We start from the raw sequence: 13,299 nt of genomic DNA, 5'->3' as shown, positions 1-13,299 counted from the left end.
AATTGGCACTGATCAAGTAGTGAAATTAAATACTTTTGATTAGATGCTTTAATGAGACTGATAAGAAACAAGTTCTTCAGGTAACCATGTTTTATACATATTTACTTGAGCTTTTGCCTGCCCGCTGACCGGTATTTTCCAGATATCGAAAAACGACGATAAGTTAGCGTTTGTTGCCTTAGAGATAGATGTAAACCAGAGATCTATTCGTTCCTGGTTGTTTAATGGAGTATTGTAGAATTTACGTGGATCTTTTTCACGATATATTTTATTGGCGCTCATGATGGATTCCCAACCAAAATTTTCGATCAGCTGGATATACATGCATAAAGCTGTAAATGGATCTTCGCCCCATTTTTTAAAAGTTGGTTCGTTTTGAAGGTATTCTTTTATTTTCTCCCTAACCATTGATTTGCTTTGGATTGCATCATGGTTGTAAATCCCTTTTTTAAGTACCTTATCATAAACATACATCGAATACAGGTTGGTGGTTACTTCGCCAACTTCGTCCATATCAAGACCCCAAAACTGGTGACGATGGCCGAGCTCATGAAAATGGCCCCAGCTTCCTTTTTCACGGAGTTTTTTTTCATCCAGCATCAACGGGCAGCTTTCATCGTTCGGTGCAACAATTTTATCCCATTGCGTAAACATATAACCGTAAGCAACCTGTTCGTCTATAATTATCCTTTCGGGATGCGCCCGCTTTCTATTGATAATTGCTAGATCAGCATCTGCATTCATCACTTCATCCCAGAATTTCATTAAGGAATCGGGGTGTTCCAAATTTTTAATGCGGTACGATGGAACGGTAAGAATAAGATTATCGGTAGCGAGTTCGGCCCAGGGTGCAGGGTTGTTTCTTATGGTTTTCCAATCGGCCAGAGTCGTTTTTCCTAACTGGTAATAAGGTGCCTTAACCACACCATTTGTCAAAATTTTTATTGATTTAAGGGTAGAAGTATCGGATATTTTAATGTAAAGCAAGCCTCCGTATGGCGAGAAAATAATCGTGGTATCTTTGTTGAGTTCTAAAGTTCTGGTTAAATCAAAACCGGGTCTCACCAGGTTGTCCATATGTTTTAAATTATCATTATGGATACCGATTTGTGCTTTTAAATGCTGGTTTTTGTAGATTGGATCGAGTATTATGCTTACTTTTTCGCCGGCGGGTACATAAACACCGGTACTGTGTAGCCTATAATAATCTGAATAAGGGTCGAGCAAGCCTTGCGTTCCAACTTTTACCGCTATCTCAATTTGTTCAGTGGTGCGGAGTGCGTTTTTTGGCACTTCGCCAGGGAAAAATTTGCTTTCGGGATAAATAAATGCTGTGGTATCGCTTAAAGCGTATTTTTTGTCAAAAAGATACTTTGAGAATCTATAACCTGCTTTCTTTGCAGGGGTAGAAATATCGAGTGGTTTCTTTATGGTAGGGATAGCAAGTGTATCGCCAATAGATAAAATTGACTTTAATTTTTGAATAACCCGACTAGTATCTGCATTACTTAAAAAACTAAGTTCGAGAGTTGGTTCCATTCCGTAGGCGTATTCTGTCGGATCGATAGATTTGAAGGCAGGATTTGCCAATTGTTGTATAATGTATTTTAGATGTAGATAGAATGGGGGATCTTTTAATATTAATGTATCTGCATTGCTACTTGCTTGAATTAAAGTGTAAGCGTTAAAAATACCGGCCTTGCTTAGTAGGTCATTAATTTTAATCAGATCGTTTGTATAGGGCTTGCTTTTGTCGCGATTCTTAAAAATGTTAGGATATGGAGAACCGAAAACCAATATGCCTCCAGTTCTTATAAATTTTTCAAGATTATGTTGTTCAGTAGTATCGATAACATCGGTGGTTAAGAAATAGACATTGGTGCCAGATTCGAGTTTAGTTTTTTTAGATATGTAAACTTTAGCCCCGCTGGTCTTTAAAAAACTTGATAAGGCAGGGTCTGTTGCCGCATCTACAGCTATCTTTAATTTTTTAGTTGAATTGCTGTTGCTATTTAGTATGTTTTTGAGTAACTGTTGGATATTTTGGTTGGCCAGCAGGTTGCCAGTTAAATAATCTGAAGAACCAAAAGCGAAAATCTGACCCTTATCCAATTTGCTACTCATGCTCATATTCGCTAACATTGTCATGCCAGGCGCGAGTGGGTGGGTCGCTGTAATCTCAGGATTTTCGTTAGTGGTATAGAATATAGAGACAAATTTGCCGCTATCAGGCATAGGCAAGGTTTTAATATCTTTAAGCAGGGTTGATTTTTGGAATTTCTGTGCAAAAACAGAGGTGCTGACGAATGCTAAAATTAAAAGCGTATAAATTTGTTTGTTCATTTATAGATGGTCGAGGATTAAATGTAACCATCTTCAGTTACCGTGACAATATAGCAAATGTTAAAAAAAGCTAAATTGATTGGTTATAATCAAAAAAAAATCCCATAGAAGTAATCTATGGGATTTTGATTTGATGTGTTTTAATCTGCCTTTTGGTTCAGGAACACAAAATTGTGATCGAACATATCTAACTTAATTTTACTGTCTTTATCTATCTTGCCCGCTAATATCTCTTTCGACAGCTCGTTTAAGATTCTTTTCTGGATTACCCTTTTCAGTGGCCTTGCACCAAACTGCGGATCGTAACCCAGTTGTGCCAACCAGTCTAAAGCTTCGTCGCTGGCTTCCATTTCTATACCCATCTCGGCCAAAGTATGCTGTACCTGTTTAAACTGTAAGCTTACAATATTCCTGATTTCGCTGCGGTTCAATGGCGTGAACATGATCAACTCGTCAATGCGGTTTAAAAATTCCGGACGAATGGTTTGTTTCAACACTTCGAACAGCTCATTTTTGGTTTTCGCAATCACTTCATCGCGGTTTTCATCACTTAAATTTTTGAAATTATCCTGGATTAAGTGTGCACCAATATTCGAGGTCATGATGATGATCGTATTTTTGAAGTTCACCGTTCTACCTTTATTATCGGTTAAGCGGCCATCATCCAGCACCTGTAATAAAATGTTAAACACATCAGGATGCGCTTTTTCAATCTCATCAAGCAATACTACCGAGTAAGGTTTACGTCTTACGGCCTCAGTCAGCTGTCCGCCTTCATCGTAACCCACATATCCCGGAGGCGCACCAATTAATCGCGAAACAGCATGGCGCTCCTGGTATTCACTCATATCGATACGGGTCAACGCGTTTTCATCGTTAAATAAAAACTCTGCCAATGCTTTGGCCAATTCGGTTTTACCTACCCCGGTTGTTCCTAAAAATATGAATGAGCCAATTGGTTTACGTTTATCTTGCAAACCGGCACGCGAACGGCGGATCGCATCAGAAATGGCTTCAATAGCTTCGTCCTGACCAGCCACGCGTTGGTGTAGTTCATGTTCTAAATTTAAAAGCTTTTCGCGTTCGCTCGCAATCAGTTTAGTAACGGGAATACCTGTCCACCGGCCAACTACGCCTGCAATATCGTCGGCTGTCACCTCTTCTTTAAGCATGCGGCTGTCGCTTTGCTGGCTTTCTAAATCGGCTTTTAACTGCTCAACTTTATCCTGTGCTTCTTTAATTTTTCCGTAACGGATTTCGGCTACCTTGCCATAATCTCCGGCACGTTCGGCCTGTTCTGCTTCTAATTTATAGTGCTCAATTTGCTCAATCTGGTTATTTACGGCATCAACCAAATCTTTTTCGCCCTGCCATTTGGCTTTAAATTCATCCCGCTCGGCCGATAAATTGGCAATTTCTTCTGATAACTCCTGAACTTTTCTGTCGTCTTTTTCGCGTTTAATGGCTTCGCGCTCAATTTCAAGCCGCATAATTTCGCGGTCTAATGCATCTACATTCTCAGGTACACTATCCATTTCCATGCGCAGTTTAGAAGCTGCCTCGTCCATTAAATCGATGGCTTTATCGGGTAAGAAACGGTCGGCAATATAACGCTGACTCATTTCAACCGCTGCAATAATGGCTTCGTCTTTAATCCGTACTTTGTGGTGGGTTTCATAACGTTCTTTCAATCCACGCAGGATAGAAATGGCATCCTGAGTATCAGGTTCTTCAACCATTACCTTTTGGAAACGACGCTCCAGGGCTTTATCTTTCTCTAAATATTTTTGATACTCATCCAGAGTAGTTGCACCAATGGCCCTTAATTCGCCACGAGCTAAGGCTGGTTTCAGGATGTTTGCGGCATCCATTGCTCCTTCGCCACCGCCTGCACCAACCAAAGTATGTATCTCATCAATAAACAAAATGATATCGCCATCACTTTGGGTAACCTCTTTTACAACGGCCTTTAAGCGTTCTTCGAACTCGCCTTTGTATTTGGCACCGGCAATTAATGCGCCCATATCAAGCGAGTAAACGGTTTTGCTTTTTAGGTTTTCGGGCACATCGCCTTTAATAATCCTGAAAGCAATCCCCTCGGCAATAGCAGTTTTACCCACACCAGGCTCACCAATTAAAATCGGGTTGTTTTTGGTCCTGCGCGATAAAATTTGAATTACCCGGCGAATTTCTTCATCTCGGCCAATTACCGGATCCAGTTTTCCGCTTTCGGCATATTCGTTTAAGTTACGTGCATATTTACCCAAAGCCTGATAAGTGGCTTCGGCATTCTGATCGGTTACTCGGTTATCGCCACGTAGCTCTATAATGGCTTTTTTTAGGTCTTTCTCATTAACGCCCTGTTCTTTTAATAATTTAGAAACGGAGTCGTTTACCGCTAAAATTCCCAATAATAGGTGCTCTACTGAAACAAACTCATCTTTAAATTCTTTTAAAAATGTTTGTGCTTTTTGTAAAACACTATTGGCATTTGATGACAGATAGACATTGCTTCCGCTCACTTTCGGAAATCTCGCAATCTCTGCATCAAGGTTTTGGTTTAAGGTATTCAGGTTAACGTTAAGTTTCTTCAATACATAAGAAACTACGTTTTCATCAACAGTAAGCAAACCTTTAAGCAGGTGTGCTGTTTCAATGGCCTGTTGCTGGTTGCCCTGGGCTATTTCAGAAGCCTGTTGAACTGCTTCCTGGGCTTTTATGGTAAAATTGTTGAAGTTCATATTCCCTTTAAGCTCAAAACAAATGCCATTGCGATTTTGATTTTCAGAATCGGAAATTTTGTCGGTATGAAATTATTTTTAATGACTAAATTACTGATTTATAGTGTTTTGTTGTGAAAAATTGTCTTGTTTTAGGTTTTAAACCGGGCAGGTTTTTAAAGCCTGCCCTGTTTGGATGGAATTTTCGATTAATTTTTGGCCTTTTGTTCAATTACATACTTACCTGCTGCTAAATCTATTTTACTGTTATTTGTTATTTTACCATTTACATACACATTCATATCACGTGTAAGCGGTAAATTAAACGTAGCAGTAGAATTGGCCGGAACCGTAATGTTGTAAGCAATGCCGTGATTAACCTTTTTCCAGGAACTTATAATTTTGCCGTAAGGGCCAATGTGGCTGACTTCAAAAGCATCCAGTCCTGCTACAACATGCGGTTCTAGAATGATGTGTTTAAAACCTGGCTGTTTTTCATCAGGCCTGATCCCGCCAGGTGATTTATATAACCAGGCACCGATTTCGCCAAACATGATGTGGTTCATCGATATATCCGATTTGGCATCAATCGGCCAGTTTTCGTATAAGGTAGTGGCTCCGTTTTCCATCCACCAGCCCCAGCTTGGATAGGTTTTTTGCGCAGCAACTTTATAAGCCATATCGGCATATCCGTTTTCGCTTAAAGCATTTAAAATGGCTTTGGTACCCAACAGGCCAACATCCAAATGGAAACCATCTGCTTCAACTCGTTTTGCTAAATTCTCTGCAACCAGGGCAATTGATTCTTCGGGGACAATTTTCCAGTAAAGCGGCACACTCATTTCTGTTTGTATGCCAGAACCGTAAATTCCTTTTTCTTTGTTCAGGTATTTAGCGTTGAATGCATGTTTTACCTTTTTTACAAGAGCGGTATAACGCAGGTAATCGTCGTTTTTACCCAAAATTTTTGCGGCCTTGGCTAAAATTACTGCATCGGCATAATAATAGCAGGTAGAGGTTAGCTCTACTGGTGATTTGGATTTTACCGGAATCCAGTCGCCCAAACCCCAGGTAGTTAAACCGCTTGGGTAGGTTTCGTCGATGTGGTCTACATATTTTTTGATGTTTATGTAGCAATCGGCCAGTAATTTTTTATCGCCATAAAACAGATACACATTCCAGGGGATAATAGCAATGGTACTTGTCCAGTCTGGTCCGTTACCCCACTCGTAGCCCCAGCCATCGGTAGGGATGATAGATGGCAATACGCCGTTCGGCTGTTGTTCATCGCGGTGATCGGCCAGCCATTTTTCGTAAATGGTAATGCCATCAAAACCATAAAGTCCTGTTTCAATAGCAATTTGTGCATCACCTGTCCAACCGTTTTTTTCCCGCTGAGGGCAATCGGTTGGGTAGCCAAACAGGTTTGACAGGTATGAATTGTTAGTGGCGTAATAAATTTTATTGATAATTGGTTCAGATGACTTTACATCGCCCAAAACAGGAACATCGCTGTGCATAAAATAGCCCACCAGATCTTCTTTTTTTAATTCGATAGGTGTAGAGCTGGTTACTTCTACATATTGAAAACCCTTGTAGTTAAAGTGTGGCATAAAACTTTGTTTCGCTTTGCCATTCAGAATCAGGATATCGGTTTGAAAGGGATCTGTATTATCGGTTGGGCGGTAATGGGCATCAATATTCGAAATATCTAAACGTCCGTTTGGATATAAACGCTCACCATGTTTTAAACGCACAGTTGTTCCGGCAGCTCCGTTCAAAGTAATTTTGCTTACTCCCGAAATATTCCTGCCCAGATCGAACAGGTAAGTGGTATCGTTAATTTTTTTTACAGTTTTGGTAGCGATTTCTTCTACATTGCGGATGGGGTGAAGGGCCTGCGCCACAATATTCCTTGACGGTGCCGAGCGGTAAATCACATCCTTCCAATCTTTATCGTCAAAGTTTATGGTATTCCAGCCTGGTTTTTCCATGCGGGCATCGTAATGCTCAGCAGTGTATATGCTGTTAAATACAATCGGACTTAAGGCTGTTTTCCAGTTTTTGCCCGATTTGATGGTTTCAACGGTTCCATCATTGTAGGTAATTCTAACATCTAAGCAGAAAGTTGGCCTGTTTCGCCATGGGGCACGGTCGAAATACCATACTGCAGTAGATTGATGGTTGTACCAGCCATTACCCAGTAATACACCAATGGCATTTTTACCATGATTAATAGCTTCGGTAATATCATAAGTTACATAGAGTGTTCGCCTGTCGAAACGTGTGTACATCGGGTCCATGCGGTGGTTACCAATCTTTTTTCCGTTGATGGATAATTCATATAAACCGGCTGCCGCGATATAAGCCCGTGCCGATTTTACCTTTTTGCCTGTGGTAAAGGTGTGGCGAAAATAGGGGCAGGTTTTAGCTTAACATTTTCAGTGTCCGAAATCCAGGCCCCCTGCCAGTTGGCCATCTGCATCATACCCATTTCAAAACCAGAAATCTTACTCACCGTTTTTTTATTTCCGTTGGTAACATCCAGTCGCCAGAAATATTTAGTAAAAGGTTTTAGTAATTGACCCGAATAAGTAACTAAACTGAGGTCTGACTGTTTCCAGCCGGTATTCCATTGCGTAGCTTTTCCGTTGAGCAATGCAGCAGAATCGATACCTACCAAAATACGGTATGCGGTTTGTTTTGCATTTTGGCTATTATCCTGCATTTGCCAGGTAAAGCGGGGATTAGGATTATCTAAGCCGATTGGACTGGTTAAATATTCGGTTTTAAGTGCGGTAAGCGTTGTTTGGGCAAAGGCACCAGCAATAGGGGAAAGTGAAAAAAGTAAGGCTGATACCTTTAGAAATTTAGATCTCATTGTTTTCGGTTTATTGAAAACTAAGGTATCAAAATAAAGTGTGGATGGACAAAGCGCAATGGATTTTTTATGCATAAAAAAAGCGAAGACTAAAACTTCGCTTTAAATGCTTATCTGTTGCCGAAATCATTCAGCTCAAGCTATGGGCTTATCCCAATATTTCTTTCAGCTTCTGCGTTTGGTGATCGACAAGTTTTTGTAACGGACCAGATGCCAGCATTTTCATCATCATATTTAAATCGGCTGAAATGATGTGTTTTGCAGTTGTGGTACCATTACCATTATCGGTCACTGTCCATTTTAACTCTACTTCGAAAGGAGCTTTCTCTGTAGGGATGGCTGTTAATTCTTGATTTTCAACACGATTAGAGATTTTAATAGCTAGTTTTGCCATGTTTTGGATGGTAAAACGTGCTTCATCTTCTGTCGATTCCCAGTTATAAATATTCTCTGGCATCAATTGCTGATGATTGTTCATGTTGGATAGAAAGGCATAAACCTCCGCTACGGGCTTATTTACTTCTACAGCGCTTTCAATAATCGTCATTATATATTTTTATAGGTTTTTTTAATAAAAGGAGATTAAGACTCCGGACTTAAAGCCTGTCCCCACTCTGAAGGGTTTAAGCGCCATTTGCCCAATAATTCCATGTCACTTTTAGCAATAATGCTGTGCTCGGCAGCATAATCGATTAACGCACCATAGTTAGATAAAGTTAAGTAACGGCATTTTGCGGCTGCAAAGTTTTCGTCCGCTTTTTCGAAACCGTAAGTAAAAATTGCGGCTAAACCGGCAACTGATAATCCTGCAGCTCTTAATGCTTCAACAGCTTGCAAGCTGCTTTTTCCGGTAGAGATCAAATCTTCGATTACCACTACGCGCTGGCCTTCTACTACTTCGCCTTCAATTAAGCTTCCGGTACCGTGTTCTTTGGCTTTTGCCCTTACATAGATAAAAGGAAGGCCGAGTTCCTGAGCTACCAAAACACCTTGTGGAATTCCGGCTGTTGCTACTCCGGCAATTACATCTACCGAACCAAATTCTTCCTGAATGGCTTGTGCAAGTTTCTGACGGATGTAGGTTCTAACCTGAGGATGGGAAAGAGTAATCCGGTTATCGCAATAAATTGGCGACTTCCAACCAGATGCCCAGGTAAAAGGATTATTAGGTTGTAATTTAATTGCCTTTATTTGTAATAAAAATTCAGCTACCTTTAATTCAATATCACTTTTATTATACATGGCTCAAAATTACAGAATTTATATTAACGATAACACCTTGTTTATATCAGATGTTTTACCAGAACAAAAGGAAAAGATTCAACAGCTTGAATTTCAGGATTTTGATTTGCAAACATTTTATAAAAAATTAAAAAATGGGTCTAAAAAAAGCTACATTTTCTTAACAAAGAATCCTCAGGAGACCTTCAGGAAGCTAAAAAAGGATTGTACTATAATTAAAGCAGCTGGCGGATTGGTAGAAAGTGCCAATAACAATTATCTTTTTATTTTCAGGAACAAGAAATGGGACTTGCCAAAGGGTAAGCTCGAAGAAGGTGAAAATATGAAAGAAACCGCTGTGCGTGAGGTAGAGGAAGAGTGTGGTATTAAAGTTTTTAAACGCGAAGAAAAACTGTGCAAAACTTACCATGTTTACCCCATGGGAACAAAAATGGTAATTAAAAAAACTAACTGGTACAAAATGACAGTAAAAGGTGAACCAAATCTTATTCCCCAAAAGGAAGAGGGGATTGAAGAGGCGGTATGGTTGGATAAAAACCATGTAGGCCCGGTAATTAAAAATACCTTTCCATCAATTATGGATGTAATGCGTGCAGGAGGAATCTTGTAGGTATTTGTGAATCGTCAGGTGTCGCCACCTGACGGCACTCTATTCATAATCCAGTTCATCAACCACTTTTTTAACACGTTTTAGGTATTTTCCATAATAGTACCAGGCCCATAACTCGGTAATAGCCCCAATAATCAGAATGCTAATGAAGCAGTTTAATAAGATGTAAACCGGCGAGAGATTAGCTAAAATCTTATTCATTACCGAGGTTTTTTCGATCAGTAGGTACACTGATAAAAAGCCTGTTGCAATAAAGGCAATGATGTAGGTAAGTGCCTTGTAAAGCTCGATATTCAGTTTCATTTCGTAAAAAAACCAGAGAATACTTTTTCGGCTATCCATACTCATATCGTACGAATTTTTATAGAACCTGTAAAACTTAAAAAAGTAATAGGTTGTAAAACCGCAGGTTATGGCATAAAAAACCAGATAAACCAGTTTCATTTTGTCAGAAAAATTAAAGAGGTAGGGGAAGAGTGCCATAATTAAGAGCGCTATTACCTGATAAAAAAACTCATGTTTCATCTTCCTCCGAATAATATCTATAGGCGTGTGCGCTTGCTTTATTTTAAGCATATCTGCTGAAATACTGGTTCCTACTTCTTTTTCAGCATTCCATTCGTTTTTTAAATCGTCAAAATTCATAACCGTTCTTCTTTATGATGAATTGTAATTTTTCTTTAGTTCTGTTGAGTTTAACACGAGCGTTTATTTCGCTAATGCCCAGGTTTTCGGCAATTTCACGGTGCGATTGATTTTCGAGAAAAAGGAAGATCAGCGCTTTTTCTACCGCATTTAACTCCTGCACAGCCTTATATAAACAAGCAAGTTTTTCTTCTTTTAATTCGCTCTCATTGATATCAATGATGTCGATGCTTTCATCGAGTGGGGTTTTATCTACCTTTCGGTTGCCTTTTTTGAAATAAACCAGAGCCGTATTTAAAGCAACCCTATACATCCAGGTCGAGAATTTACTGTTTCCTTTAAAAGTTGGGTAGGCTTTCCAAAGCTGCATCACAATTTCCTGAAACAGATCCTGCTGGTCATCAGTATTGTTCATATACATTTTAGCTACTTTATGTATAATGGCTTTATGCTGATTGATCAGGGAGAGAAATATATTTTCTGTTTCTTTCATTTAATGTATAACACATTGGTAACAGATTTTGAAAAACGTTACAGGTTATTTAAAAATAATATTTAACCACAGATAAAAAGGATAAACACGGATAATTATTGGTGTCAGATATTACTATCTGGTGCCTTAGCTGGAATTTTTTGCTGAAATACCATTGATGTAGCGTGTAGAAATCTGTCGGATGGTAACATCCAAAGGCACATTGCTGGTTATTTAAAAATAATATTTAACCACAGATAAAAAAGATAAACACTGTTGATTGTGGGTGTCAGGTGTTACTATCTGATACCTTGGCTGGAATTTTTTGCTGAAAATGCCATTGATGTAGCGTGTAGCAATCTGTCAGATGGTAACATCCAACAGCACATTGAAGTGGTGTCCGCTACTGACTATAGAAAACTAAGTGCCTCTTGTGGTACAAAATGGCTCACATCGCCATGGTTGCGTAAAATGTCGCGCACAATGGTAGAGCTAATGGCAGAATATTCGGGTTTGCTTAACAATAGGATAGTTTCTACCTCGGGCATCATGGTTTGGTTAATTTGTGCAATGGCCCTTTCGTATTCAAAATCGGCGGCAGAGCGGATGCCACGAACCATATAAGTTGCATTAATTTTGCGGCAAAAATCAACGGTTAAACCCTCATAGGTTTGCACTTCAATATTTTTATATCCCGAAAACACGGTGTTTAAGATCTGCAAACGTTGTTCGGCAGTAAGGAAATTCTGTTTCGAGCTATTTAAACCAATGCCGATTACAATCTTATCGAACAAGGGAGTAGCACGTTGCAGAATGTTTACATGGGCAATGGTTATCGGATCAAAAGAACCAGGAAATAGCGCAATCTTCATAATTCAAATATAAAAGGTAAGGATGTAAAATGGAAGAGGTAAAATGGAAGATGTAAAATGGAAGATGTAAAATGGAAAGGATAAAATTTTAGGTCTTAACCATTATTGTAAATCTATTTAATCTTTAACTAAACTCGAAAAAGCTAAACGACGAATTGCCATACTTCCGTGTTTCCTGATAGCCCGGCTGATTATTCAGGCGCATGTTACTCTGGTGTTCTACTACCAATAAGCCATCGGGTTTAAGCAACTGTTGCTCTTGCACTAAAACGGGTAATTTCGGAATGTTGGGTAAATGGTAAGGAGGATCAGCAAAAATCAGGTCGTAACTACCTGTTAGCTGTTTCAATAATTTAAAAACATCGCCTTTGCGTACCTCTACCTGATCAAATTCATACTTCTTTGCCGTATTTTTAACCCAGTTTACGCAACCATAATCCATATCCACAGCCAAAATATTTGCGGCATCGCGCGATGCGAATTCGAAAGTCAGGTTACCTGTACCGCAGAACAGATCTAAAACGCTGCAGTTTTCAAAATCGTAACGGTTATTCAAGATATTGAATAAGGCTTCCTTAGCCATATCAGTTGTAGGGCGTACCGGCAAGTTTGCAGGAGGTTGCAAGCGGATGCCCTTTAATTTACCACCAATTATTCGCATAAATCTAAAGCAAGCAAACCGCTGAAATAATGTTTGGGCATATCGGCCAACAGTTCGCTGTTTTGTTTTCCCGCCGGGAGAAAGAAATAAAGTTGATTGAAATATTTTAATAAGCAGTTATAGTGCTCGTCGTCTTCGTTGATAATGCCCTGAATATAAACCGGGATACTCTCGTTTAAGTTGAGCTGCTCAATAATCAACAAGAGGAAATAGTTAAATTCTTCGGCGTTTTCTGATTGATAATGATTTTGAAAAACAACCTTTTTGTTCCGGGTGTACAATACATTGAAAGAGATTGCTGTAAAATCGATTAGCAGCGATTCATCCGCCAGATGGTTAAATAAGGCAACCAGGGGCTCCGATTGTGGAAAAAGGTTTACGTTTTGGGGTAAATGTGCTTTCACCTCATCATTTAAGCAGAAAACGGTATTAAAACCTAAAGCAGGGTTGTGCTTAGTGTAAATTTTGGCGTCTGTACCCAGGTAATTGGAGTACACCGCCAGGTTTTCGCCATCAAACCATTCGTCCGGAATGAATATGAAATTAGCGGTATGCACGGCGGCTTTAATTTCAGCGTAATTGAGCGAGAGGTATCGATCGGTTTCAAAAGCAGTTTTTAAATCCTTTTGTACGTCATCACAGCCTTGTTTGTCGAAAATCAACTTAATCTCGTCCGTATCCTTATTTACCACTGCATAAGAAAAACTATCATTCGTTATTTTTAACAATAAATGGCAGTTTGCAGATGCATCAGCTTTAAAATTCGGGTCGACTAATAAAAGGCTGTTGTTACTCATTGAAACAAAAATAGGTTTTTTTAAGGATTAACAGCAAAGTGGTGGTTAATTTTTAG

The 13,299-nt window shown here is 39.3% G+C and carries 12 protein-coding genes; 1 reads left to right on the top strand and 11 read right to left on the bottom strand.

The window, feature by feature from the left end:
• Positions 1-48: 48 nt before the first annotated feature.
• The 6 genes from G7074_RS01495 to pyrE form a co-directional block, all read right to left on the bottom strand.
• Positions 49-2,343, bottom strand: a complete 2,295-nt coding sequence (locus G7074_RS01495) for a M60 family metallopeptidase (protein ID WP_166206368.1) — start codon at positions 2,341-2,343, stop codon at positions 49-51.
• Positions 2,344-2,483: 140 nt separating this feature from the next.
• Positions 2,484-5,084: an ATP-dependent chaperone ClpB gene (gene clpB / locus G7074_RS01490; RefSeq protein ID WP_124561242.1), complete on the bottom strand. Its 2,601-nt coding sequence runs from the start codon at positions 5,082-5,084 to the stop codon at positions 2,484-2,486.
• A gap of 188 nt (positions 5,085-5,272) precedes the next feature.
• A complete protein-coding gene (locus G7074_RS01485; protein ID WP_240916539.1) occupies positions 5,273-7,396 on the bottom strand; it encodes an alpha-L-rhamnosidase in 2,124 nt (707 codons plus the stop codon).
• Positions 7,397-7,443: 47 nt separating this feature from the next.
• A complete protein-coding gene (locus G7074_RS26910) occupies positions 7,444-7,944 on the bottom strand; it encodes a hypothetical protein (RefSeq protein ID WP_240916446.1) in 501 nt (166 codons plus the stop codon).
• 148 nt (positions 7,945-8,092) lie between these two features.
• The gene (locus tag G7074_RS01480) at positions 8,093-8,491 is read right to left on the bottom strand and encodes an SRPBCC family protein (RefSeq protein ID WP_124561240.1); all 399 of its coding nucleotides are present in this window, start codon (positions 8,489-8,491) and stop codon (positions 8,093-8,095) included.
• Positions 8,492-8,526: 35 nt separating this feature from the next.
• Positions 8,527-9,186, bottom strand: coding sequence for an orotate phosphoribosyltransferase (pyrE, locus tag G7074_RS01475; protein ID WP_124561239.1), 660 nt, complete (start codon positions 9,184-9,186; stop codon positions 8,527-8,529).
• Between pyrE and G7074_RS01470 the strand changes: the two genes are divergently transcribed.
• Positions 9,185-9,796, top strand: coding sequence for an NUDIX hydrolase (locus tag G7074_RS01470; protein ID WP_124561238.1), 612 nt, complete (start codon positions 9,185-9,187; stop codon positions 9,794-9,796). The two genes, pyrE and G7074_RS01470, sit on opposite strands and share 2 nt — an antisense overlap.
• Before the next feature lie 39 nt (positions 9,797-9,835).
• On the opposite strand, the gene G7074_RS01465 is transcribed toward G7074_RS01470, so the two are convergent.
• From G7074_RS01465 to G7074_RS01445, 5 genes are all read right to left on the bottom strand, one after another.
• On the bottom strand, positions 9,836-10,441 hold the full coding sequence (locus tag G7074_RS01465) for a hypothetical protein (protein ID WP_166206365.1): 606 nt from the start codon (positions 10,439-10,441) through the stop codon (positions 9,836-9,838).
• Positions 10,431-10,934: an RNA polymerase sigma factor gene (locus G7074_RS01460; protein WP_124561236.1), complete on the bottom strand. Its 504-nt coding sequence runs from the start codon at positions 10,932-10,934 to the stop codon at positions 10,431-10,433. Before G7074_RS01460 ends, G7074_RS01465 begins: the two co-directional genes overlap by 11 nt.
• Before the next feature lie 389 nt (positions 10,935-11,323).
• Positions 11,324-11,785 (bottom strand): pantetheine-phosphate adenylyltransferase, encoded by a 462-nt coding sequence (gene coaD, locus G7074_RS01455; RefSeq protein ID WP_124561235.1) that lies wholly within the window; start codon positions 11,783-11,785, stop codon positions 11,324-11,326.
• Between the two features lie 124 nt (positions 11,786-11,909).
• Positions 11,910-12,446 carry a 16S rRNA (guanine(966)-N(2))-methyltransferase RsmD gene (rsmD, locus tag G7074_RS01450; protein ID WP_124561234.1) on the bottom strand — a complete coding sequence of 179 codons (537 nt, stop codon included), beginning with the start codon at positions 12,444-12,446 and terminating at the stop codon, positions 11,910-11,912.
• Positions 12,437-13,243 carry a DUF3822 family protein gene (locus G7074_RS01445; protein WP_124561233.1) on the bottom strand — a complete coding sequence of 269 codons (807 nt, stop codon included), beginning with the start codon at positions 13,241-13,243 and terminating at the stop codon, positions 12,437-12,439. The genes rsmD and G7074_RS01445 overlap by 10 nt, the downstream gene beginning before the upstream one ends.
• Between the last annotated feature and the right edge of the window lie 56 nt (positions 13,244-13,299).

This window comes from Pedobacter sp. HDW13, assembly GCF_011303555.1.
Lineage (GTDB): Bacteria > Bacteroidota > Bacteroidia > Sphingobacteriales > Sphingobacteriaceae > Pedobacter.
The sequence above is the reverse complement of the archived record's forward strand: the minus strand, read 5'-3'. Positions and strand labels throughout refer to the sequence as shown.

Coding starts and splice junctions, on each gene's coding strand:
- G7074_RS01465 (WP_166206365.1), bottom strand. CDS start 10,441: ATGAATTTTGACGATTTAAAAAACGAATGGAATGCTGAAAAAGAAGTA.
- G7074_RS01445 (WP_124561233.1), bottom strand. CDS start 13,243: ATGAGTAACAACAGCCTTTTATTAGTCGACCCGAATTTTAAAGCTGAT.
- G7074_RS01480 (WP_124561240.1), bottom strand. CDS start 8,491: ATGACGATTATTGAAAGCGCTGTAGAAGTAAATAAGCCCGTAGCGGAG.
- clpB (WP_124561242.1), bottom strand. CDS start 5,084: ATGAACTTCAACAATTTTACCATAAAAGCCCAGGAAGCAGTTCAACAG.
- pyrE (WP_124561239.1), bottom strand. CDS start 9,186: ATGTATAATAAAAGTGATATTGAATTAAAGGTAGCTGAATTTTTATTA.
- G7074_RS01460 (WP_124561236.1), bottom strand. CDS start 10,934: ATGAAAGAAACAGAAAATATATTTCTCTCCCTGATCAATCAGCATAAA.
- G7074_RS26910 (WP_240916446.1), bottom strand. CDS start 7,944: ATGAGATCTAAATTTCTAAAGGTATCAGCCTTACTTTTTTCACTTTCC.
- G7074_RS01470 (WP_124561238.1), top strand. CDS start 9,185: ATGGCTCAAAATTACAGAATTTATATTAACGATAACACCTTGTTTATA.
- coaD (WP_124561235.1), bottom strand. CDS start 11,785: ATGAAGATTGCGCTATTTCCTGGTTCTTTTGATCCGATAACCATTGCC.
- rsmD (WP_124561234.1), bottom strand. CDS start 12,446: ATGCGAATAATTGGTGGTAAATTAAAGGGCATCCGCTTGCAACCTCCT.
- G7074_RS01495 (WP_166206368.1), bottom strand. CDS start 2,343: ATGAACAAACAAATTTATACGCTTTTAATTTTAGCATTCGTCAGCACC.